This window comes from Bradyrhizobium prioriisuperbiae, from assembly GCF_032397745.1.
Lineage (GTDB): Bacteria > Pseudomonadota > Alphaproteobacteria > Rhizobiales > Xanthobacteraceae > Bradyrhizobium_A > Bradyrhizobium_A prioriisuperbiae.
Map to the genome: position 1 here is coordinate 515,172 of NZ_CP135921.1, position 22,428 is coordinate 537,599.

Annotated in this window: 20 protein-coding genes; 5 read left to right on the top strand and 15 right to left on the bottom strand. The window is 62.0% G+C overall.

The features are described 5' to 3' along the window. Positions 1 to 104: 104 nt before the first annotated feature. From RS897_RS02410 to RS897_RS02420, 3 genes are all read right to left on the bottom strand, one after another. Positions 105 to 602, bottom strand: coding sequence for a RidA family protein (locus tag RS897_RS02410; RefSeq protein ID WP_315835018.1), 498 nt, complete (start codon positions 600 to 602; stop codon positions 105 to 107). A 166-nt stretch (positions 603 to 768) separates the two neighbouring features. Continuing rightward, positions 769 to 1,197 carry a c-type cytochrome gene (locus RS897_RS02415; protein WP_315835019.1) on the bottom strand — a complete coding sequence of 143 codons (429 nt, stop codon included), beginning with the start codon at positions 1,195 to 1,197 and terminating at the stop codon, positions 769 to 771. A gap of 22 nt (positions 1,198 to 1,219) precedes the next feature. Next, positions 1,220 to 2,794, bottom strand: a complete 1,575-nt coding sequence (locus RS897_RS02420) for a flavin monoamine oxidase family protein (RefSeq protein ID WP_315835020.1) — start codon at positions 2,792 to 2,794, stop codon at positions 1,220 to 1,222. A gap of 352 nt (positions 2,795 to 3,146) precedes the next feature. On the opposite strand from RS897_RS02420, the gene RS897_RS02425 reads away from it, so the two are divergent. Continuing rightward, positions 3,147 to 5,483: a Tex family protein gene (locus tag RS897_RS02425; protein ID WP_315835021.1), complete on the top strand. Its 2,337-nt coding sequence runs from the start codon at positions 3,147 to 3,149 to the stop codon at positions 5,481 to 5,483. Between the two features lie 135 nt (positions 5,484 to 5,618). On the opposite strand, the gene RS897_RS02430 is transcribed toward RS897_RS02425, so the two are convergent. Together RS897_RS02430 and RS897_RS02435 are read right to left on the bottom strand one after the other, a co-directional pair. Further along, positions 5,619 to 6,587, bottom strand: a complete 969-nt coding sequence (locus RS897_RS02430) for a Bug family tripartite tricarboxylate transporter substrate binding protein (protein ID WP_315835022.1) — start codon at positions 6,585 to 6,587, stop codon at positions 5,619 to 5,621. Between the two features lie 87 nt (positions 6,588 to 6,674). Further along, on the bottom strand, positions 6,675 to 6,818 hold the full coding sequence (locus RS897_RS02435) for a hypothetical protein (protein WP_315835023.1): 144 nt from the start codon (positions 6,816 to 6,818) through the stop codon (positions 6,675 to 6,677). A 79-nt stretch (positions 6,819 to 6,897) separates the two neighbouring features. On the opposite strand from RS897_RS02435, the gene RS897_RS02440 reads away from it, so the two are divergent. The 4 genes from RS897_RS02440 to RS897_RS02455 all read left to right on the top strand — a co-directional run bounded on the left by RS897_RS02440 (position 6,898) and on the right by RS897_RS02455 (position 10,771). Further along, the gene (locus tag RS897_RS02440; RefSeq protein ID WP_315835024.1) at positions 6,898 to 7,461 is read left to right on the top strand and encodes an RrF2 family transcriptional regulator; all 564 of its coding nucleotides are present in this window, start codon (positions 6,898 to 6,900) and stop codon (positions 7,459 to 7,461) included. A 92-nt stretch (positions 7,462 to 7,553) separates the two neighbouring features. Beyond that, positions 7,554 to 8,765, top strand: coding sequence for an NAD(P)/FAD-dependent oxidoreductase (locus RS897_RS02445; RefSeq protein WP_315835025.1), 1,212 nt, complete (start codon positions 7,554 to 7,556; stop codon positions 8,763 to 8,765). Positions 8,766 to 8,807: 42 nt separating this feature from the next. Continuing rightward, positions 8,808 to 9,230 (top strand): cupin domain-containing protein, encoded by a 423-nt coding sequence (locus RS897_RS02450; RefSeq protein WP_315835026.1) that lies wholly within the window; start codon positions 8,808 to 8,810, stop codon positions 9,228 to 9,230. Positions 9,231 to 9,436: 206 nt separating this feature from the next. After that, complete coding sequence (locus RS897_RS02455) at positions 9,437 to 10,771, top strand: NAD(P)/FAD-dependent oxidoreductase (protein ID WP_315835027.1); 1,335 nt, start codon at positions 9,437 to 9,439, stop codon at positions 10,769 to 10,771. Positions 10,772 to 10,814: 43 nt separating this feature from the next. Here the strand turns inward: RS897_RS02455 and RS897_RS02460 are convergent, their stop codons facing one another. From RS897_RS02460 to RS897_RS02505, 10 genes are all read right to left on the bottom strand, one after another. Continuing rightward, positions 10,815 to 13,109 carry a VWA domain-containing protein gene (locus RS897_RS02460; RefSeq protein WP_315835028.1) on the bottom strand — a complete coding sequence of 765 codons (2,295 nt, stop codon included), beginning with the start codon at positions 13,107 to 13,109 and terminating at the stop codon, positions 10,815 to 10,817. A gap of 13 nt (positions 13,110 to 13,122) precedes the next feature. Continuing rightward, the gene (locus tag RS897_RS02465; RefSeq protein WP_315838493.1) at positions 13,123 to 13,920 is read right to left on the bottom strand and encodes a CbbQ/NirQ/NorQ/GpvN family protein; all 798 of its coding nucleotides are present in this window, start codon (positions 13,918 to 13,920) and stop codon (positions 13,123 to 13,125) included. A 70-nt stretch (positions 13,921 to 13,990) separates the two neighbouring features. Next, a complete protein-coding gene (locus RS897_RS02470; RefSeq protein ID WP_315835029.1) occupies positions 13,991 to 15,010 on the bottom strand; it encodes an alpha/beta fold hydrolase in 1,020 nt (339 codons plus the stop codon). A 34-nt stretch (positions 15,011 to 15,044) separates the two neighbouring features. Then, entirely contained in the window at positions 15,045 to 16,379 is a 1,335-nt protein-coding gene (locus RS897_RS02475; RefSeq protein ID WP_315835030.1) for a purine-cytosine permease family protein, read from the bottom strand. A gap of 88 nt (positions 16,380 to 16,467) precedes the next feature. Next, entirely contained in the window at positions 16,468 to 17,505 is a 1,038-nt protein-coding gene (locus RS897_RS02480) for an aliphatic amidase (protein WP_315835031.1), read from the bottom strand. Positions 17,506 to 17,576: 71 nt separating this feature from the next. Next, on the bottom strand, positions 17,577 to 18,272 hold the full coding sequence (gene urtE, locus RS897_RS02485; RefSeq protein WP_315835032.1) for an urea ABC transporter ATP-binding subunit UrtE: 696 nt from the start codon (positions 18,270 to 18,272) through the stop codon (positions 17,577 to 17,579). Beyond that, the gene (urtD, locus tag RS897_RS02490; RefSeq protein WP_315835033.1) at positions 18,272 to 19,021 is read right to left on the bottom strand and encodes an urea ABC transporter ATP-binding protein UrtD; all 750 of its coding nucleotides are present in this window, start codon (positions 19,019 to 19,021) and stop codon (positions 18,272 to 18,274) included. Before urtD ends, urtE begins: the two co-directional genes overlap by 1 nt. A 5-nt stretch (positions 19,022 to 19,026) precedes the next feature. Continuing rightward, positions 19,027 to 20,172, bottom strand: coding sequence for an urea ABC transporter permease subunit UrtC (urtC, locus tag RS897_RS02495; RefSeq protein ID WP_407654414.1), 1,146 nt, complete (start codon positions 20,170 to 20,172; stop codon positions 19,027 to 19,029). A gap of 1 nt (position 20,173) precedes the next feature. Next, positions 20,174 to 21,067 carry an urea ABC transporter permease subunit UrtB gene (urtB, locus tag RS897_RS02500; protein ID WP_315835034.1) on the bottom strand — a complete coding sequence of 298 codons (894 nt, stop codon included), beginning with the start codon at positions 21,065 to 21,067 and terminating at the stop codon, positions 20,174 to 20,176. 60 nt (positions 21,068 to 21,127) lie between these two features. Then, positions 21,128 to 22,399, bottom strand: coding sequence for an ABC transporter substrate-binding protein (locus tag RS897_RS02505; protein WP_315835035.1), 1,272 nt, complete (start codon positions 22,397 to 22,399; stop codon positions 21,128 to 21,130). Positions 22,400 to 22,428 lie beyond the last annotated feature (29 nt).

Consider the following 22,428-nt stretch of genomic DNA (forward strand, 5'->3'; position numbering starts at 1 on the left):
TCTCCTTTTCAAGTCTCCCTGGGTGTGATCCAGAGTGCGTCAGGTTGCCGCCGTGCGGCCACCACCGCAAGCTAAACCCGCGCGCCGCATGACAGCCATTACGCCTACTTGTTGTCCTTCACGGCGATGACTTCGATCTCAACCAGGAACCCCGGATTGGCCAGCGCCGCCACGCCGACCACCGACCGCGCCGGCAGATTGGGCTGGCTGCCGCCGAAGAACTTGGTGTAGCCCTCCATGAACGCCTTGAAATCCATCGGCGCCCGCGCATCGTGAACCAAAAAGACCTGCATCTTGACCACGTCGCCCATACCAAGCCCATGGCCCTCGAGGATGGTCTTGATCTTGGTCAGGACGCTGACCGTCTGGGTCTGCACATCGCCATAAGCCTGAGGGCTCGAGGCATCGGCATCCTTGTTGGCGACGGCGGGAACCTGGCCACTGACGTAGTAGGTCGTCACATTGCCCGAGACCTGGACATCCAGCGCGATCGGGAAGGTGGAATTGGGAATCGGATGCCGGACAATTTCGGCTTGAGCGACGCCAACGCCCGCCAAAACACCCGCCACGACTGCACCAAGAACGAACGAAGCCAATTTCATCTGCATGTCCCCTGATCTCAAAAAACCGCGTGTTTCTTGAGAGCACCGTTCCGATAGAATCGGAACGGTGCTCTAGATTTTTATTTTGACGCGTTTTCTCCGCGCAAACGCTTCGCGTTTGTCGCGGGGGAAACGGCATCCACTTCGCTGGAAAACGCTATGCACTCTACTTTTTCTCGGGCCGCGCATCCTTGGCATCCTTGGCCGTGATTTTGTCCTGATAGCTGTTGCCAAAGCTGGTGCGCACAAAATTCACCACGGCCGCCACCTGCTCGTCGTTCATCATCAAGCCGACCGGCGGCATGCCTTTGGAGCCATTGATGACGACATAAAGCGGGTAGCTGGCCGCCTCCAAATTCTTGTTGTTGGCGAGCGCGGGATAGACTCCTGCGCCGACTGCTCCCTTGCCGTCCGGCATGTGGCAGCCCTGGCACACGTTGGCATAGATCTCTTCGCCGGTTGTCTCCACGAAGGTCTGGGATGGACTGAGCATCGGATGGGCGCCTTGCGCCCGCGCCGGGTTACCGGCCTGCGACCAGACCAGGAGTGAAACGAGGCCGAAACCGGCAACCGACCAGGCAACAAGTCGTGTCATGGAACAATGCCCTCGCAGATGATCAGGCTTTGACGACGCGGCTATGCAGCCGCGAAATGGCATCGAGTGCGGAGAGAATGGCCCCCTCCTGCCACGCAGGAATGTACGAGGCATGTTCGCCGGCAAGCGCAATCCGGCCATCGATCTGGCAGATATTGTCGTAGTGCTCGGCCCGTGTTGCCTCGGTCCAGTACCCGGCACAGCCCAGCGTATACGGGACCCGGTGCCAGGCGACCGAAACACCGTTTTCGTACTCGGTCTTGTACTGAGGATGGATTTGCGCTCCGAACTCCACCGCGCGTGCAATTCGCTCTGACGGCGCCATCGAGGTGAACTCATACGAGTTGGGACCCTCGAACATATAGGCGCCGAGCAACACGCCGCGGCCGCTGCGATTGAAGCCGGTGTTCGGATAGGCGATCTGTCTGATCGGCAAATCAGTGTAGCTGATGCCGCCGTAAATCGCCTCGTCTTCCTCCCAGAACCGACGCTTGAACTGCAGGCCGACCTTCACGGACGACACATAGGGTACGCCGTCGATCGCCGCCTTCATCTTGGGGCCGACATCCACGGGAAGCTGGCTGAGGATCGAGAGCGGAATGGTGCAAAGACACCAATTCGCCTTTGCCTGCTGCGGCGTGCCCGGGTTTTTGCCGTCGATATAGGTCACCGTCACGCCGCCGGCGTCCTGCTGAATCCGGGTCACCTTGGCGTCGTAGCGGATGAGGTCGCCGACCTCCTTGGCAAAGGCCTTGCCGATCATGTCCATGCCGCCGACCGGCTGGAACATGGTGGTCTGGAATTCGTGCAGCGCGAAATTCTGCAGGGAGCGCCACAGCCGGGATTTCAGGATGTCCGACAAGCCGATCGGATCGCCCGGCACCGGCGCGGCATTCAACCCGCCGCCGGGCTCCTTCGCATAGCCGCGGAACTCCGCCGAAATCTCATTCGCCTTGTAGGCGTAATTGTTATCGAGCGCCCCCCACGATTTCAGCGCCTGCAGCAGGATTTCCTTGTCTTCTTTGGATACCGTATCGTCGAGCTTGCCTTGCTGGGTGACCTTTGCGAGCAGCTCCGACGTGTGCCCCTGAAAGTCGGTCTTGATCTCTCTGATACGTTGCGGCTTGCCGCCGAATGCGCGCGACGAATGCAGCAGGGCGTTGTGATTGAGCTGAACGAACGGTTCGAGCGCCACGCCAAGCCGCTTGCAATAATCGAGAACGCCATGATGGTGATAGGGGATCCGCCATGGGCCGGGATTGATATAAAGTCCTTCGGCGAATTCGCAGGTTTGTTCGGTACCGCCAAGCTCCGTATAACGGTCGCCACCGCGCAGCGTCCAATTGCGGCCACCCGGCCGGGTGTTGAATTCAAGGATCTGGACCTTGTATCCGGCCTTGCGCAATTCGAGCGCGGCCGTCATGCCCGCAAGGCCGGCGCCGAGGATGAGAATCGAGGCGCCTTTGGGATCGCCATCGAGCTTGATCGGACCCTTGTAGCCGGACTCTTCGGCGAAACCGAGCGTGGTCATCGCCTGGTACATCGCCGCGCTGCCCGCAACGGCGCCGATCATCGACAACAGATCACGCCGGCGCATGCCGGAAAGCTGTTGACCATCAGTCTGCTTATTTTGCATCACCTTTGTACTCAATTTGCGGGGTGCGAAGAACAAATTGCGGCAGGAGAGCACGACGTGCATGAAGCTGAGCGGAGCACGCTATCCGTGTCAAGCAATCTTGATCACGAACAGCCATGCACAAATTTCGCGACAAACTTGACAACTGGCTTGGCTCCGAACCCTCGAACGGATTTGGCAAGCCTGCAGCCACATCAGCGACCACATCATGTGTCTAATTCACAGAAACTTTTTCCGATCATGACGGGTTGATGAATCACCATTCGGTCTCCATAAGCGCAGGCGACAACACTTTCGAACAACAGGTGCACTTTTGATCAAGAGCATTTTCGAGCGAATCGCAGACGAGCTCAGCATCCGCGAACAGCAGGTCGAGGCGACCGTCGCGCTGCTGGATGGCGGCGCGACTGTTCCGTTCGTTGCGCGCTATCGCAAGGAGGCGACCGGTGCGCTTGACGACGCCCAGCTGCGAACCCTGGAAGAACGGCTGGGATATCTTCGCGAGCTGGAGGCACGGCGGGTCGTTATCCTCGATTCGATTCGCGAGCAGGGCAAGCTCGACGCGGCACTCGAAGCCGCCGTCATGGCCGCCGACAGCAAGGGCCGCCTCGAAGACATCTATCTTCCCTACAAGCCGAAGCGGCGCACCAAGGCGGAAATCGCCAAGGAAGCCGGCCTTGAACCGCTTGCCGACCAGTTGTTGACACACCCCGAGAACGATCCGCAGGGCGCCGCTGCGGCGTTCATCAACCCCGACAAACAGGTGGCGGATGCCGCGGCGGCATTGGACGGCGCACGCGCCATCCTGGTCGAACGGTTCGCCGAAGACGCCGACCTGATCGGCACGCTGCGCGAGCAGATGTGGTCGAATGGCCTTTTTGTGTCGCGGCTGCGCGATGGCAAAAAGGAGGCCGGCGCCAAATTCAGCGACTATTTCGAATTCAGCGAGCCGCTGGTCAAGCTGCCATCGCACCGCATTCTGGCGCTGTTCCGCGGCGAGAAAGAAGAGATTCTCGATCTTCAGATGGAGGCGGAACCACCGTCCCCGACCCCAACCACCGTCAGTTCCTACGAGCTGCGCATCAGGCAGCGTTTCGCCATCGCCGATCGCGGCCGCCCCGGCGACAAATGGCTGTCCGAGACGGTGCGCTGGGCGTGGCGCACCAAAATCCAGATCCATCTCAATGTCGATTTGCGCATGCGCCTGTGGACCGCGGCCGAACAGGAAGCGGTGCGGGTGTTCGCCGCCAACCTGCGCGACCTGCTGCTGGCGGCGCCGGCCGGCGCGCGCGCCACCATGGGGCTTGATCCGGGATTCCGCACCGGGGTGAAAGTCGCCGTGGTGGACGCCACAGGCCAAGTGGTGGACACCACCGCGATCTTCCCGCACGAGCCGCAACGACGCTGGGATGAGTCTTTGGCCATGCTGGCCAACCTCGCGCGCAAGCACAAGGTGGAGCTGATTGCGATCGGCAACGGCACCGCGTCGCGCGAAACCGACAAGCTCGCCACCGAGCTGGTCAAGAACCTGACCGAACTCAAGATGTCCAAGATCGTGGTGTCGGAAGCCGGCGCATCGGTCTATTCGGCCTCGGCTTTCGCCTCGGAAGAACTGCCCGATCTCGACGTGACGCTGCGCGGCGCCGTCTCGATCGCCCGGCGGCTGCAGGATCCGCTGGCCGAACTGGTCAAGATCGATCCGAAATCGATTGGCGTCGGCCAATACCAGCATGACCTCGCCGAATCCAAGCTGTCGCGCTCCCTCGATGCCGTGGTGGAAGATTGCGTCAACGCGGTCGGCGTCGATGCCAACACCGCCTCCGCGCCGCTGCTGTCACGGGTGTCGGGCATCGGCACGGGACTGGCGCAGAGCATCGTCGATCATCGCAATGCCAAGGGGCCGTTCCGCTCGCGCAAGGCTCTGAAGGATGTGCCGCGGCTCGGGCCGAAGGCCTTCGAGCAGTGCGCCGGCTTCCTGCGGATCGCGAACGGAGAGGATCCGTTGGACACCTCCGGCGTGCATCCGGAATCCTATCCGGTGGTGCGGCGCATTCTCGAAGCAACCAAGAGCGACATCAAGGCGCTGATCGGCAACGCCAGCGCGCTGCGTCAGTTGAAGCCGCAAAGTTTCGTCGACGAAACGGTCGGCCTGCCGACCGTCACCGACATCCTGCGCGAACTGGAAAAGCCCGGACGCGACCCGCGCCCGATGTTCAAGGCGGCCGAATTCAAGGAGGGCGTCGAGACCCTCAACGATCTCAAGCCTGGTATGGTGCTGGAGGGGGCGGTGACCAACGTCGCTGCATTCGGCGCCTTTGTCGACATCGGCGTGCACCAGGACGGCTTGGTGCATATTTCGGCGATGTCGAAGACCTTCATCAAGGATCCGCGCGACGTGGTGAAGCCGGGCGACATCGTGCGCGTCAAGGTGCTGGAGGTCGACGTTCCGCGCAAGCGCATCTCGCTGACGCTGCGGCTGGACGACGAGCTCGGCCCCAAGCAGGACAAAACCGCCGTGGGCGTGACCCGCGGACAGGCCAAGCACATGACGTCGTCAGCCCCCCGCAAGGATCGCGGCTCGGACGCCAATGCAGGCGGTGCACTGGCGGAGGCATTGCGCGCGGCGATGAACAAGAGCCAGCCGCGGTAAGGTTCGTCACGCAGTGGTAAGTCACACTCGGTGTCATCGCCCAGCTTGACCGGGCGATCCAGGGTGGCTTCAACCGGTCAAGCGGGGGGACGACGGAGAGAATTAGTCGCCTGCCTCGCGAACAATGCGCTTCCCCTACTCGATCTTCGCGCCGGCATCCTTCGCGACCTTGCTCCACTTGTCGGTCTCCGCGTGGATGAACTTCGCGAATTCCACCGGCGTCTCGCCGCCGGGCTCTGCGCCCATGTCCTTCAGCCGGGCGCGGATCTCCGGTGATTTCAGCGCTTCGCTGATCTGGGCATAGAGCTTGTCGCAGATCTCCTTCGGCGTCCCCTTTGGCACCAGGAAACCGTACCAAGTGGTCACGTCGTAATCCTTCAAGCCCGCTTCCGCCAGCGTCGGCAGGTCCGGAAAGAACGGCGACCGCCGCGCAGTGCTCACCGCCAACGCACGAACGGCACCGGCTTGAATCTGTGGTGTCGCCGACCCACTGGTTTCGATCGCCATCTGGATCTGGCCGGAGATCAGGTCGGTCATCATCGGGGCACCGCCCTTATAGGGGACGTGCACGATGTTGGCGCCGGCCATCGAGCGGAACAGCTCGCCCGACATATGCTCGGTGCTGCCGGGGCCGGCGGAGCCGTAATTCACCTTGCCGGGATTGGCGTTGATATAAGCCATCAGCTCATCGACCGATTTTGCCGGCAACGCCGGATTGACGATCAGGATGTTCGGCACTTGCGCGGCGATCGTGATCGGCTCGAAATCCTTTTCGAAATTGTACGGCAGCGACTTGTAGAGGCCGGGCGCCATGGTGTGGGCCACGGTCGCCAGAAAAATCGTGTAGCCGTCGGCCGGCGCCTTGGCGACCGCGGCCGCCGCCAGCGTTCCACCGGCACCGGCGCGGTTATCGACCACGACAGGCTGGCCCAGCCGTTGCGACAGCACCTGCGCGATCGGACGCGCGACCATGTCGGTGGTGCCGCCCGCAGCAAACGGAACCACGACGGTCACCGCCCGGTTCGGCCACTCGTCGGCGCAGGCGACACCGCTCCACAGCAGACCGCATGCGATCGCAAAATTGCGCGCTTTCTTTATCGACACATTATCCTCCCAGCGCCTCATTATTGAGGTCATTTCAAAACAACCGGCTCTGGCTGCGCCGTCTGACGCAATATTTTATGATTTAGATCAGGCGATAGACGACTGGCCGATAAGACCGGCAAAGCCGCTGTCTGCGGCCCGCGCCAGCAAGCTATCGGCGTTCTCGGCCCGCTGCAACGACAGCCCGACCGATTTCGCAAGGCCCAGCACATAGGCGCGCTGCCCAGTCACCCGGCGTTATTCGCATGGCGGCGCTGCCGCGCATCTTCGGCGCTTGCGATCTTAAACGCGGACCAATATAGTCCGCGTTATGGCACACCTTGGAACCAGCGTTGAATATGCGATGCATTGCCTGCTCTGGCTTGCCGGCCCGCTTGCCGAGCCGGCGAGCAGCCGCGATCTCGCGGAATTGCAGGGCATTTCGCCGTCATTCCTGGCCAAGATTTTCCCGAAGCTGGAGAAGGCCGGCATCGTGGAGGCCTCGGAAGGCATTCGCGGCGGCTATCGTCTCGCCCGGCCGGCCGACAACATCACGGTTCTCGACGTGGTCGATGCGGTCGAAGGCCACAAGCCATTGTTCGACTGCCAGGAAATTCGCGGACGCTGCGCATTGTATGGCGACAACCCGCCGCTGCGCGCAACCACCGGCATCTGCGGCATTCACGCCGTGATGCTGCGCGCCGAGCAAAGCATGCGACAGGAGCTGGCCCGCACCACGCTGGGCGACCTCGATAGATCGACCGGCAAGAAGATGTCTCCCGGCTTTCCCGACCAGGTTCAGGAGTGGCTGTCCAATCGCGTCACGGCGCGAACGGAAGCGCGACTGTCACCCACGAAGGACCCTTCAGCGGAACGACGGCGCCGCAAACCATAAGCGCCAAAATACCCTCAATTTTTTAATTCGCCGGTCACAGGCTCGGAGAGATCGACCACGCGCGCCTGTGCGAAACACAGAGGATAACCGTTATGACACAACGGATTTTAATCATCGGTGCCGGCTTCGCCGGCATGTGGAGCGCGCTGGCTGCCGCACGGGTGCTCGACCAAGCAGGCCGGACCGACGGTTCGATCGAAATCGCACTGATTGCCCCCGAACCAGTGCTGCATGTTCGCCCGCGGCTTTATGAGACCGGTGCCGCAGAGATGGCCGCGCCGCTCACGGACATCTTCAACAGCGTTGGCGTCACCTACATTCAGGGCCGCGTCGACAAGATCCGAACAGGCGACAAAGCCGTGGAGATTATCGACGCCGACCACAACAGGTCCGTTCTGACCTACGACCGGCTGGTGCTGGCCGCCGGTAGCCGGCTGTTCAAGCCGGATATTCCCGGGCTCGAGACCCACAGCTTCAATGTCGACCAGCTCGACGAGGCCGCTACACTCGAAGCACATATCAAGCGGCTCTCTGAACTGCCCGACACGCCCGCGCGCAACACCATCGTTGTCGCCGGTGGCGGCTTCACCGGCATCGAAACCGCAGCTGAAATGCCGGAGCGGCTGCGCGCGGCACTCGGCGACACGGCAACCGCCAGCGTCATCATTGTCGAGCGTGCCGACGCGATCGGACCGGACCTCGGACCGGGACCGCGCCCGATCATCGAGCGCGCGCTTTCCGAGCTTGGCGTGCAATGGAAGGTCAATGTGGCGGTGACAGCCATCGACTCGGATGGCCTGACGCTTTCGACTGGAGAGCGGATCGCCAGCAACACCGTGATCTGGACGGCGGGCGCACGCGCCAGCACCCTGACCGAGCAGATTCCAGCGGAGCGCGACCGCTACGGCCGGCTGCATGTCGATCGTGACCTGCGCGTGATCGGTATCGATCATGTCTACGCGACCGGCGATGTCGCCCGCGCCATCACCGACGATCAGGGCCATCACACCATGATGTCGTGCCAGCACGCGATGAACCTCGGACGCTCGGCCGGACACAATGTCGCCTCCGACCTGCTCGGGCTGGCAACCATGCCCTACAGCCAGCCGCGTTACGTGACCTGCCTGGATCTCGGTCCTTGGGGCGCGGTCTACACCGAGGGCTGGGACCGCCAGGTCAAACTCATGGGCGCGGAGGCCAAGGCGCTGAAACGCAACATCAACACCCGGTGGATCTACCCGCCGCGCGCCGATCGCACCGAGGCGCTCGCGGCCGCCAATCCCGCACGTATCGTCGTCGCCTGAACCATCCCACCACTCAACCAGAACACGGAGAAAGGATTTGACATGAAGATCCGACATATCGTGACTCTGATCGCCGGCGCATCGCTCGCAGCACTGCTCACCGGCGCCGCCGCGCAGGCCCAATCGGCCGGAACCGTAACGCCCGCGTTCAACCACGCTATTTCCAACATTCCCGGCAAGAGCATCGTTGCCGTGATCGTTGACTACCCGCCAGGAGGCACCACACCGGCGCATCGCCATGCCAAATCCGCCTTCATCACCGGCTATGTGCTGTCGGGCGCGATCCGCAGCCAGGTCGATGACGGACCGGTGCAGGTGTTCAAGGCCGGTGAAAACTTCACCGAGAAGCCGGGCGCCCATCACCGTGTCAGCGACAATGCCAGCACCACCGAGCCGGCAAAACTGCTCGCGATCTTCGTGGTCGACAGCAGCGAAAAAGAACTGACCACACTCGACGGAAAATAAAATGGTCTATCGGATCTTCTTCGCTGGAGCCGGCGGCGCGATCGGCCGCCGGCTGACCCCGCTGCCGGCCGGCCCATTCATGTCTCTGCCGAGAATGCCAGCGCGACGGAACTGGCCGAATTGCTCGCAATTTTTGTTGCCGACAATGACTGCAACCCGCTTACAATACTCGACCATACGAAGCATTAGACGGGAGCACCGGCACTATGACCTCGGCAACCGAAACCCCTGCCAGCGCTGAGCAAGATCCCGGTCCGGTCCGCTCCAAAGATCGCCCCCGTGTGGTCATTGTCGGCTCCGGCTTCGGCGGCCTGGAACTGGTGCACCGCCTCAACGGCGCGGCGGTCGACATCACGCTGATCGATCGCCGCAATCATCACCTGTTTCAACCATTGCTCTATCAGGTTGCGACCGCATCACTCGCCACATCGGAAATCGCCTGGCCGGTGCGGCAACTGCTGCGCAAGCGCCGCGAAGTCACCACGCTGATGGCCACGGTGACTGGCGTCGATACCGCGGCCCGCCGTGTGCAGCTCGACGATGGTGCCACCGTGCCTTATGACACGCTGGTGCTGGCGACCGGCGCTCGCCATGCCTACTTCGGCCACGACGAATGGGAGCCGTTTGCGCCCGGCCTGAAGACGCTGGAAGACGCCACCACCATCCGGCGCCGCATCCTGATGGCGTTCGAGCGCGCCGAGCGCGAGACCGACCCGCAACGCCGCGCCGCGCGGCTGACATTCGTGATCGTCGGTGCCGGCCCGACTGGTGTGGAGCTCGCCGGCACCATCGCGGAGCTCGCGCATGTCACCATGCCGGCAGACTTTCGCAATATCGACACCCGCAAGGCGCGGGTGATTCTGATCGAAGCCGGACCGCGCGTGCTGGCGGGCTTCCCTGAGGATCTCTCGGCCTATGCCCAACGCTCGGTGGAAAGCCTCGGTGTCGAAGTCGTGCTGGGACAGCCGGTGTCCGAATGCAACAGGGATGGCGTGGTCTATGGCGGACAACGGCTCGCCGCCAAGACCATCATCTGGGCGGCGGGTGTGCGCGCCTCGCCCGCGGCGGAATGGCTCAACGCACCGGCGGACCGGGCGGGACGGTTACAGGTTCTCCCTGACCTGACCGTACCCGGCCATCCGGAGATCTTTGCGGTTGGCGACACCGTGACCATTGCAGGCCCCAATGGCCAGCCGGTCCCCGGCATCGCACCCGCGGCCAAACAGCAGGGGCAATACGTGGCGGGGATGATCGCAGCGCGCCTGCGCGGCGATACCCCCCCTCCACCATTCCATTACAAACACGCCGGCAGCCTGGCACAGATCGGCAAGAAACTTGCGGTCATCGACTTCGGCCGCATCAAACTGCGCGGCACCATCGCCTGGTGGATCTGGGGCCTTGCCCACATCTATTTCCTGATCGGGGTGCGCAACCGCCTCCAGGTCGCGATCAGTTGGCTGTGGATCCATACCCGCGATCAGCGCAGCGCACGGCTGATCACCCAGGGAAGCGCCCAGATCAATCCCCCCGGTCCGGGGTAGGCCACTTCACTCATCCCACCTGCACTTCACCACATCGCATTTTTCATTTCTTCAGTTCGCCATACAGCTGCATGATCCGCGCCGGCAATGCGGCAATGCGCGGGACGCGAAGTGCACGGCGGACGCCGAAAATCCGATCGAGCTGATGGAATGGCCCCTCTCCCATCCCGAAAGCGAAGGTATCGACGCCGCGGCGGCGCAGTTGCGAGACCACCCGCCTCGCATCCTCGGCAAGGTAGAGCGGATCCTGCACATCGATATCCGACGGCTCGCCGTCGGTCAGGACCACCAGCACCCTCCGGAATGCGCGCCGCAACGCAAGCGCGCGGCCGGCATGGCGCAGCGCAGGTCCCAGCCGAGTCGAATGACTGCTGCTGAGACCGGCGAGACGCGCACGCACAATTCCATCCACCGGTTCGTCAAAGTCCTTGATGCGCACGTACCGCACCCGCTCGCGGCCATCGGAATTGAATCCATGCACCGCAATGGCATCGCCGGCGTCATGGACCGCGGAGGCAACGATCCTCGCCGCCTCACGCTCGATCGCGAGCACCGACTGTCCCTGACGATCACGGTCGGCGGTGGACTGCGACAAATCGAGCAGCAGCACGATCGCCAGATCGCGTGGCCCCGGCGCATCGCGCTGGTAGACCCGTGGCTCCGGCACCAGGCCGGCGCGGCGCTCGATGTTCCAGGCGATCGCTGCATCGATATCCAGCGTATCGCCGTCGTGCTGGCCCCTGTGCCTGATACGCCGACCGATCGAGGCCTCACGCGCAAGCGCAGTGATCCGCTTCATCTCGACGGTCTCCGCTGGCAAAGCGCCGCCACCACCCCGGTCGACCGGAGCGTCCGCCTCCAGGATCGTGGTCCAGTCGGGGCGCTCGATACCCGCGGCATAATCCCACTCCGGATAGGTCGCGACCGGCAATCCTTCCGGCGGCGTCACAACTGTCCCGCGTGCGCGCAGGTTATCGGAACGGGCCGCTTCATCGGCCCGCTGCTGTCCGTCGGGCTGGTCACGCCGCTCGATCCGCACGGAATCGACCGGAAGCTCGATCTCTTCGGACGGCGCGTCCGGCTGGTCGCCGAAATCCCACAGCGCCAGGTTGTCGTCGCGATAGACCGGCTCGACCACATAACTGCGGGCATTGAACTGCAGCCGCATCTGGCCCAGATCATTGCCCAGCAGCCCTCCGATCTCGCGGCTGATCGCCGGATCGCTCCATCGCTCAGTTGCGGCCGAAAACAACGCCCGTCCCTTGCCGACCCAGGCATCGCCCTCATCGTAAGCCGGATCGATCAGTGCACGCGCCAGCCGCGTCATCAATCCGGCAGCGGTCGTCTGCGACGATGGCTCTGCGGTGTGAAACGGCAACCATAGGCGTCGCAAGCCGGGTTTATCGTTCAGCGCCAGCGTCTCGACCCGCGCATCCTCGATCAATGACACCAGCGCGATCTGCAACGGCTTCAGCTGCCCAACCGGAAAACGGATACCAGAATGCGACAGATGCGCGCCGGCATGGGCCGCAGCCGCAAGATAAATCGTGTCTGCGTGAGTGCCTTCGAAGCCGGGAAACGTTTCGGGCAAGCCGATCAGTCCCGCGGCCAGCGAAGCTCGCCGCTGCAGCGGCAAGGCGTCGGCGGCCACCAGCTTGCGAAACCGCGACTTGCTGTTCCACAGCGCCTGCATGGTCAGGGATAGCCGCCGTTCCAGCCGGGTGAAGTCGCCGCCGGATCGACCGAGCGCGAACAGGCGTTTCGACAACGCGTCGTCCAAACCGAAATAGGCACGTCGGCGCGCGGCGCTGCTGCCGCAGGCGCGCAGGCCGCCCGACACCCACACCGCGAAGTCCTCCGCATCGGCGGAAGCCAGCAACTGTTCGAGGCGGCCAATGGCCAGCACGACTGATTCCGGTGCCACCTCCGCAAGCTGGCGCAAAGCGGCTGACACGATCATCAGATCGACCGACGCCGGCAGCCGCGGCAGCAGTTTCGGTATCGTGGCGAGCAGGACTTGCGCACTGCGACTGCCGGCTTCCCGGCCGACATGCCGCGCGGCTTCCCCTGTCGCCAGCAGATCCACGGCGGATCGATCGCGCGGCCACACCTCGGTCAGGCGCAGGAAGCCACGAACCGTGGCTTCGCCGAGATTGGCATTGAGCAAGCCAAGCAGAATCTCATCCCAACGAGCGAGATCGATATTGTCGCCTCGACGCCCCAGCGCGGTGAGCGTGGCATGCAATGCCGCAAGCAGATCACTGTTGTCACGAAGCAGCGCGGCAAACCGACGGCCTGATCGATAGTCACCGAGGGAGAGGACCTGCGCGCCCGGCACGATGTCTCCTGATCTAGATGCTGGCCGTGATCGCGTCGCGCAGCGCATTTCGGACATCCATATCGTCGGTGAGGGGAACGACGATCGTGGCCTCACAGGCATCATCCAGGTCGATACCGCATCCGATCAGCCGGCCGGCATTGACCAGCATGCGGGTCGACGCGCCCTCATCAAGCCCTTGCCCTTTCAAATTGCGGCTGTGTGCGGCGATCTTCACCAGGAGGCCTGCAACGTTCGGATCGATACCAGCCTCGCGGGATACGATTTCGGCCTCGGCAGATCGATCCGGATAGCCGAAATCCAGCGCCGCGAAGCGCTGCTTGGTGGATTCCTTGAGATCCTTGATCGCGCTCTGGTAGCCGGGATTGTAGGAGATCACCAACTGGAAATCGGAATGGGCGTGGATCAGTTCGCCGCGCTTTTCCAGCGGCAACACCCGCCGATCATCGGTCAAGGGATGGATCACGACGGTGGTGTCCTGGCGCGCCTCCACGATCTCATCGAGATAACAGATCGCGCCACAACGCACCGCCGTGGTCAAAGGCCCGTCGTTCCAGACTGTTCCCTGCGGATCGAGCAACCAGCGGCCGACCAGGTCCGCAGCCGTCATGTCTTCATGGCAGGCCACCGTGATCAGCGGGCGACCAAGACGCCAGCACATGTATTCGATGAAGCGGGTCTTGCCGCAGCCGGTGGGCCCTTTCAGCATCATCGGCATGCGACTGGCATAAGCGGCGCTGAACATAGCAATTTCATCCCCGACGGGCCGATAATACGGCTCGTCGAGAATCCGATACTGGTCGAGCAGCATCGCCGGGTTGGACACGCTTACGCCCTCTCTTTGCACCAGCGAAGATCGGACCGACCGCACGCGATCGACATCATGATGCGAGCAGCTCCTTGAGTTTGGCGTCGATGAAGGCGACGTCCACCGGATTGGTTCCGGGGCCGCCGGCGAAGTGTCCCCATACCGACGGCACCGGCACGAACTTCGCATTCGGCATATGCGCGACCTCGTTCTCGCTGTCCTCTGGCGGGAAATAGAGATCAGTCTGGCCCGGCATGACGAACGTCTTGGCCTTGATCGCGCCGAGCGCGGCCTTGAAGTCGCCCTTGTAAAGGTCGTTGTCGCTGATGTCCCCGTTTTGCCAGGTCCAGAGCATGGTCAAGAGATTGTTGGGATCTTTCGGCAGGAAGAAACCCTCCCAGAATGCGACCAGAAAGTCCTCCAGTGAGGAATATCCCAGCGTCTTGATATCGAGCTCCTGGCGATAGAAGGCCTGGGAAAAGCCCCAGCCGGCGTAGACGCGCGCTGCGGCGCGCAGACCGCGTGCCGGTTTCTCGGTGTACCAGCCTTCGTTCCAGACCGCGTCCGCGGTCAGCGCCGCCTTGACTCCCTCGAGAAACACAATGTTGTGGCGCGAGCATTTGGCCGAGCCGCAGAACGGCGCCAGCAGGTCCATCATGGTCGGATAAAGCGCGCCCCAGTGGAAGGTCTGCAACGCTCCCATCGACCAGCCGACGACAAGCCGGATGTGCTCAATGCCGAACTTTTCAGTGACCAGGCGGTGCTGGGCGCGGACGTTGTCGTACGCGGTCACCTTGGGAAAACGCGGCCCATTGTAAGGTTCCGGCGTATTGCTGGGCGACGAGGACAGCCCGTTGCCCAGCATGTTCGGAATGATGATGAAGTATTTGGCGGGATCGAGCGCCATGCCCGAGCCGACCAGCCATTCATTGTCGTAGTGCTGGCCGGAATACCAGGTCGGATAGACGATGACATTGTCCTTGGCTGCATTCAGCGTGCCGAAGGTCTTGTAGGCGAGCTTGCAGTCGCGCAGCGTCGCTCCCCGCTGCAGCACGACGTTGCCCAGGTCATAGATTTCATAATCGATACTCATCGATCGTCCCTTTCGTTTCTCGAAACAAAATCCATCAGGCGGCGCGCGCCGCGCTCTCGGCCGGCGCTCCGACCTTTGCTATCACCAGATAAGCAATGCCGGCGACAACCGCAGCGGAGATCGCCGTGGACAGGCTCGGCATCTTTTCCTCGACCACGAAGGCGCACAACGATCCGATGGCCCAGGCGATGAACGGTTTTGCGCGCCAGTCCGCCTCCGCATGTGAGTTGGTGCGCAACAGGTACTGATCGACAAGAATGATCGCGCCAATCGGCGGCACCAGGATGCCGAGCAGCGACAACCATTGGATGAAGAACGCCCAGACATTGCCCGCCGCCACAATGATGCCGATCACGCCCAGCACGATCGCCATGGCACGCATGTTGGTCCCGAGAATGCGCGACCAGCCGGTGGCCGCATTGTAGAGGCAGTGCGAGCAGACTGAGCCGAGATTGGCGTAGAGAAAGATAAAGGCCAGGATGCTGAGCCAAGTCAGCTGCTTGCCGTTCATGTAGCCGAACATGTTGTCGACGCCGAACGGATTGGCGTTGGGAACAGCCAGGGCCGCGGTCATCACCCCGCCCACCAGCATCGCAACCAGGTTGGCGAAGGGAAAAGCGCTGAATGTCGCGATCAAGGACGCTTTTGGCGATGGCGCCCAGCGATTGAAATCCGCCGTCACGGTTCCCGCATCGATGAACAGCGCCAGCACAACCGTTAGCCCGACGCCCATCGACATGGAAGCAACGCCATTGTTGCCGGCGTAGTCGAGGATGGCAGCCGCCGTTGTCGTGGTCGCTGCGTCCGCAGCCACCCATAACCCGAGCACAACGAACAGAGGCACAGACGCAAGCCCGATCCAGTGCAGGCCCTTCACGCCGACGAAGGTAATCCCGATATAGAGCACGCCGGCGATAATCGTCATGGCGACATAGCTGAGGCCGTAGGTTGAGGACACCAGCGCACCGGTAATGCCGGTCTGCACCGCATACCAGCCGAGCAGCAGGGTGGACAGCAGTCCCGACGCCAGCACATAGCCCTTCTTGCCGAACACGATGCTGGCGATCAGCGCAAAGTTCATGCCGCGCTTGGTGCCGATCAGGCCGAGTGCACCGACATAAGCGAACATGATGATGTTGCCGAGGATCATGGCCACCAGCGCACTCTTGAAGCCCATTCCCAGCACCAGCAGCGACCCGGTCATCGCACCGGTGATGATCATCGGAAAGCCGAGCCACACCATGGTGACCGAGAACGCACTGCGCCGGGCACTGACCGGAACCGGCTCATGCTCGTATTCGTGCCCCAGAAGTTCGTCGATCTGTTCTTCGGTATGATGAACGATACCGGTATTCGCGTCGCTGTTCATATCAAGCCCCAATCCCTTTTGATGTGCTACCCCGGCAAATACCCTGGCATGCGCCGGCACGGAGGCCGTGCCGGCGCGGCGTTTTCGTTCAACGATGCGCGGTCTTCTGGTTCGGGATGCCTTCGATCGGACTCTCGTCCGTGCCGACGGTCGGGCGGGTCATGGCTTCGACCATCTCCCGAGTCCCTTCGGGATCGCTGATCCAGTTCTTGTAGAAAGTGTAGGGACAGACCGCGTGGCCGCGATCACCCTCGCCCGAATTGATCAGGCCGGTGTAACCGCGGTGCACCAGCTTGAAGAGATGGTTCTGCGACTGCATGTTGCGCCGTGCGTCGCGGATCAGCGACACGGAGAGCTGTGCATACTGGATGCCGTTCTCCTCGGTGCCGCACTCGCCAAGCGTACGTCCGTCGAAGCCGACGATCGCCGAATGTCCGAAGTAGGAATAGACACCGTCGAAGCCCGCCGCATTGGCGACCGCAACATAGACGTTGTTGGCCCACGCCATCGCCTTCGACATGATGACCTGCTGATCCTTGGCCGGATACATGTAGCCCTGGCAGCGCACGATCAGTTCGGCACCGCGCATCGCGCAATCGCGCCAGATTTCGGGATAATTGCCATCGTCGCAGATGATCAGGCTGATCTTCAGCCCCTTCGGGCCGTCGGAGACGTAGGTGCAATCGCCCGGGTACCAGCCCTCGATCGGCACCCAGGGCATGATCTTGCGGTATTTCTGGACGATCTCGCCCTTGTCGTTCATCAGGATCAGGGTGTTGTAGGGCGCCTTGTTCGGGTGCTCCTCATGGCGCTCGCCGGTCAGCGAGAACACGCCCCACACCTTGGCCTTGCGGCAGGCATCGGCAAAGATCGCGGTTTCCTCGCCGGGAACACTCGAGGCCGTCTCGTACATCTCCTTGGAGTCGTACATGATGCCGTGGGTGGAGTATTCCGGGAAGATCACCAGATCCATTCCCGGCAGGCCGAGCTTCATGCCCTCGACCATGCTCGCGATGTTGCGGGCGTTCTCCAGGACCTGCGCCTTGGTATGAAGGCGCGGCATCTTGTAATTGACCACGGCGACGCCGACCGTGTCCTTGCTCGAAGAAATATCACCATGCAACATGTCGCTCTCCTTGCTGGCTGACAATCAGTCTCTTGTTGCTTCGACCAGCGCTTCATTGCGCCAGCCCCCAGTCACACCGCCATGTGGCGATGAACCATCCCGTCGCTGAGCTCTCCGATATCACCCGTGGCGACGACGCGTCCCTTCTCCATCATGGCGAAGCGATGCGCCGCCCTGCGGGCAAATGAAACGTTCTGCTCGACCAGCATCACCGTGAGGCCGAGCTCGCTATTGAGGCGAACGATGACGTTCTCGATCTCTTCCACGATCGAAGGTTGAATGCCTTCGTTCGGCTCATCGAGAAGAATGACCTTCGGATTGGCGGCCAGCGCGCGGGCGATCGCCAGCTGTTGCTGCTGACCGCCGGACAGCACGCCGCCGTTGCGATCGAGGTTGTTTATCAGGTACGGAAACAGCTCCGCCACCAGCGGTGGAATCTCGCGCCGACCATCGGTACGGGCGAAGGCACCCATCAGGATATTGTCGCGAATGGTGAAATCCGGGATGATCTCGCGGCCTTGGGGAACGTAGGCGATGCCGGCACGGGCGCGGAGAAAAGTGGGTTGCTGACCGAGATCGATGTCGTCGAAACGAATCTGCCCCTTCATCCGGTCGGTCAGGCCCATCAACGTCTTGAGCAGCGTGGTCTTGCCCGTGCCGTTGCGGCCGAGCACCGCCATGATCTTTCCGAGCGGAACATCGAGACAGATATCATGCAGGATGTGACTACGATCATAGAAGCTGTCGACGTTTGCGAACATCAGCATCAACCGATCCCTTTCGAGCCGAGATAAGCTTCCCGCACTTTGGGATTGGTCTCGATCTGCTGGACATTCCCCTCCGCGAGCACCTGGCCGAGGTGCAGCACCGTGATGCGTTCGGCGATCTCGCGCACGAAGGCCATATCGTGTTCGACCACGATGATGGTGTGCCGCCCCCTGAGATTGTTGACAATCAGGGACGTCTTGTGCGTTTCGGTCTGAGTCATGCCGGCCGTCGGCTCGTCAAGCAGGACGATTTTCGGATTCTGCGTGATCAGGAGCCCCAGTTCGAGCCACTGCGTCTGGCCGTGACTGAGATAGGCCGCGATGTGGTCCGCCTCCTCGGTCAGGCCGATCAGCTCCAGCACCTCGTCGATCTCGGCCTTGGCCTGCGTGCCGAAGCCGAAGCGGAGATTGGCGAGCACGCCGGGATTCTTGCAGCTCGCGACTTCCAGATTGCGACGGACGGACAGATCCTTGAATACGCTCGGGATCTGGAACTTCCGCCCGACTCCGGCGCGCGCGATCTTGTGCTCTTCCCAGTTGGTGATGTCAGTGTCATGCAAGAACACCCGGCCGGACGTGCTTTTTGTCTTGCCGGAAATCAGATCCATCAGCGTGGTCTTGCCGGCGCCGTTGGCACCGAGCAGGACCCGCAATTCGCCGTCGTCGATCGTCATCGAGACGTTGTTGACCGCCTTGAAGCCTTCGAAATCGACCCCGAGCCCATCGATCGTCAACGCGGTCTGCGCCATGTCAGTTACTCCGCCAGTTGCGATGTGTTGGTGGCGCGCAGCTCTCGGGACGATGACGGAAGCTTTCGAGTCACGACACGGGCGACGAAGTCATGTGCGAGGCCGGCGAGGCCGCGCGGCAGATACAGCACGACCAGAACGAAGATCAGCCCGATAATCGCCTTCCAGGCTTCGGCAAAGCCCGCTGTTTCGCTGACGGTCGCCGAAATGATGTTGATCAGGATGGCGCCGATGCAGGCGCCAAGGATGGACGAGCGGCCGCCGACCGCGGCCCACACCACCATGGTGATGGAGAACGTCAGATCCATGAAAGTCGGCGATGCGAACTCCGACACGACCACGTAAAGCATGCCGGCGAAGCCAGCGATCGCCGCCGACACCGCAAAGAAGAAGGTCTGGTAGACCGGCACGTCGAAGCCAAGGCACCGGGCCCGATTCTCGTCGTCACGGATCGCCTGCAGGATGATTCCGGCCCTGGTCTCGACCAGAAGCCGCGCACCCGCCAGCACGATGGCGAGCGAGATCGCGACCAGGTAATAGGTCTGGACCACATAGGGATCGAATTCAAAGCCGGCGACCTTGAACCAGCCGAGATCGGTCAGGCCGTTGAAGCCATTGGTGATCGGCTGCGCATCGATCACGACGAGCCTGACCAGCAGCACCAGCGCCAGCGTGATGATCGAGACGAACACACCCGCGATACGCTTGCGGAAAACGATGGTGCCGATGATCGCTGCGATCGCCACCGGCAGGATCAGCGCCATCGCCACGCCGAACCACTGGTTCTGGAACGGCAGCCACAGAAACGAAGCCTTGTTGATGCAACACAGTTCGGTTGGCGCACCGGGCTCGGCGTTCCAGAGCATGAAGTCGGGCACCGGCTTGTCGGAGCCCTGCCGCAGGCTGGTCGTGCTCGCCAGCTTCAGCGACATCGCCAGCATGTAGGCTCCGGCGCCGAAGAACAGGCCCTGGCCGAGATTGAGAATGCCAGCATAGCCCCACGACAGTGCCACCGCGACGCCAAGCATCCCATAGACCAGGTACTTCGCCACCCGATTGAGCCAGAACGGATCCATCGCCAGCGGCGCCAGCATGATGAGGACGATGAAAGCTGCGTAGATGCCCCATTCGATTCGGCGCGTCGGCGACATCTCAGCGGCCTTTCAGGGCGAACAGGCCCTTCGGCTTGAGAATGATGATCAAGATCACGACCCCGAACACCACCGCGCGCGCCAGGATGTCGTTGGTCGCCGCGGCGACGAAACCATTGATCTCGCCGAGGATGCCTGCGGACAGCACCGAGCCGAGCAGACTGCCGACACCGCCCATCACGACCACGAGAAAGCCATCGACCACCATCGACGTGCCCATGTCGGGAAACACGGTCTTGAAACCCGACATCATCACGCCGGCGATGCCGGCAAGACCCGAGCCGAACGCAAAGGTCAGCGCGTTGATACGCGCGACGTTAATGCCACAGGCTGCCGCCATCTTCGGATTGCGAATTATCGCGCGAACCTGCATGCCGATGGCCGTTCGGTACATGATAAGCCACGTCACGAACGCCAGAACCGCGGTGACGAAAATGATGAATGTGCGATAGCGGTTGATCTCCGCACCACCGATCACGAACGTGCCCTGCAAAATCGCCGGAACGCTGACGTTCTGCAGTCCCGGCCCCAGTCCCTGGATGTGAATACCGAAGAACGAGAGAGCTAGTTCCAACCGCACTGCCTGCTGGATCAGGATCGCGATGCCCCATGTCGCAAGCAGTGTGTCGAGGAGACGGCCATAGAGGCGACGCACCACCACATGTTCGATCAAAAGCCCCAGCAGCGCAGTGACGATGAAGGCAATCGGAATGGCGACGAAAATGTTGGCGCCGAGCCAGATGCCGGACAGCACCGTGACATAGGCGCCGATCATCACCAGCTCGCCGTGCGCCATGTTGATCACACCCATGGCGCCGTAGGTGATGGCGAGACCCAGCGCCACCAGCAGCAGAATCGAGCCGACGCTGAGACCGATGAACAAAACCTCGAGCATAGAACGTCCTTGTCGCCCGGCCCCACCGCGCCAGGCACGGTGGGCGGCTTTGCTGTGCCGTCAGATCTTCAGCTTGGCCGTGTCGAGTCCCTTGCCCGTGCAGAACAGGTTGGACTCGGTCTCGCCATAGGCGACGTAGGGCAGCGGAATCGTCGGCTCCTTGTAGGCGTCGATGATCTTGCCCTGGCCGTTCGCTTGCCACTGCGCGATGCGCGGCGTGAGGTAGGTATGAAGGTTATCGGGATCGATCTTCACGTGACCGTTCGGCGCATCGAACTCCTGCCCCTTGACCGCTTCGCGGATCGCAACAGGTGTCACCTCGGTGGCTTTTTCGACTGCCTGCTTCCAGAGGAAAACCTGGAAATAGGAGGATTCGAGCGCGTGGTGCGTGACCGCCTTGGGATCCTTGACGAAGGCGCGATAACGCTCGACGAACGCCTTGTTGCGATCGGTGTCGATGGCCTGGAAGTACGGGAATGATGTATAGCTGCCAACCGCATATTCGGGCCCCATGGCGGCGATTTCGATTTCCGACGTCACCGTGGCGCAGATCGGCAGCTTGTCGTGGGTGAGGCCCTGGTTCTTGTATTCACGATAGAAGGCGACCACCGAATCACCGACCACGTTGGATAGCACCACATCGCAGCCCGAGCCCTTGATCTTGTTGACCATCGAGCCCCATTCGGAATGGCCGAGTTCAAGATATTCGTCGGCGATCCACTCCCCGCCGCTCTTTTCGATCAGGATCTTCGAGACCTTCGCCATCTCACGGGGATAGATGTAGTTCGAGCCGACGATGAAGAATTTCTTCTTGCCGAGGGTCTTAACGATCCAGGGAATGAAGTTCGAGAGCTGCTGGTTCGGAACGGCGCCAGTGTAGACGACGTTCTTCGAACACTCGAAGCCTTCGTAATAGGTCGGATAGAAGTAGAGGTTGTTGCGCTTTTCGAACACCGGCAGCACCGCCTTGCGGCTTGCGGAGGTATACGATCCGAACACCGTCGGAACCCGATCCTGAATGACGAGCTTTGAAGCTTTCTCGTTGTAGGTCTTTGGATCTGAGGCGCCGTCTTCGGCAATCGCCGAGATCTTCATCCCCTTGACGCCGCCGGCCGCGTTGATCTCGCTGATCGCCATCATGGTGGCGTCGTGAAGCGACTTCTCGACGATGGACAGACCGCCGGTCAGCGAAAACAGCACGCCGACCTTGATTTCTCCACCTGCGGCGCGCGCCAGATCGGCGTTCTTGATCCAGATGTGTGGCAGGCCGGCGCCGGCGAAGGCACCAAACGCTGCTGCATTTTTCACCAAAGTCCGCCTCGAAATGCCCATCTCTTGCTCCCAGAGTAAAAAAGGAAAAG

Coding starts and splice junctions, on each gene's coding strand:
- urtB (WP_315835034.1), bottom strand. CDS start 21,067: ATGCTCGAGGTTTTGTTCATCGGTCTCAGCGTCGGCTCGATTCTGCTG.
- RS897_RS02440 (WP_315835024.1), top strand. CDS start 6,898: ATGGCACACCTTGGAACCAGCGTTGAATATGCGATGCATTGCCTGCTC.
- RS897_RS02410 (WP_315835018.1), bottom strand. CDS start 602: ATGAAATTGGCTTCGTTCGTTCTTGGTGCAGTCGTGGCGGGTGTTTTG.
- urtE (WP_315835032.1), bottom strand. CDS start 18,272: ATGCTGATGTTCGCAAACGTCGACAGCTTCTATGATCGTAGTCACATC.
- RS897_RS02480 (WP_315835031.1), bottom strand. CDS start 17,505: ATGTTGCATGGTGATATTTCTTCGAGCAAGGACACGGTCGGCGTCGCC.
- RS897_RS02475 (WP_315835030.1), bottom strand. CDS start 16,379: ATGAACAGCGACGCGAATACCGGTATCGTTCATCATACCGAAGAACAG.
- RS897_RS02465 (WP_315838493.1), bottom strand. CDS start 13,920: ATGCTGCTCGACCAGTATCGGATTCTCGACGAGCCGTATTATCGGCCC.
- RS897_RS02420 (WP_315835020.1), bottom strand. CDS start 2,794: ATGCGCCGGCGTGATCTGTTGTCGATGATCGGCGCCGTTGCGGGCAGC.
- RS897_RS02505 (WP_315835035.1), bottom strand. CDS start 22,399: ATGGGCATTTCGAGGCGGACTTTGGTGAAAAATGCAGCAGCGTTTGGT.
- RS897_RS02415 (WP_315835019.1), bottom strand. CDS start 1,197: ATGACACGACTTGTTGCCTGGTCGGTTGCCGGTTTCGGCCTCGTTTCA.
- RS897_RS02450 (WP_315835026.1), top strand. CDS start 8,808: ATGAAGATCCGACATATCGTGACTCTGATCGCCGGCGCATCGCTCGCA.
- urtC (WP_407654414.1), bottom strand. CDS start 20,172: ATGTCGCCGACGCGCCGAATCGAATGGGGCATCTACGCAGCTTTCATC.
- RS897_RS02470 (WP_315835029.1), bottom strand. CDS start 15,010: ATGAGTATCGATTATGAAATCTATGACCTGGGCAACGTCGTGCTGCAG.
- urtD (WP_315835033.1), bottom strand. CDS start 19,021: ATGGCGCAGACCGCGTTGACGATCGATGGGCTCGGGGTCGATTTCGAA.
- RS897_RS02455 (WP_315835027.1), top strand. CDS start 9,437: ATGACCTCGGCAACCGAAACCCCTGCCAGCGCTGAGCAAGATCCCGGT.
- RS897_RS02445 (WP_315835025.1), top strand. CDS start 7,554: ATGACACAACGGATTTTAATCATCGGTGCCGGCTTCGCCGGCATGTGG.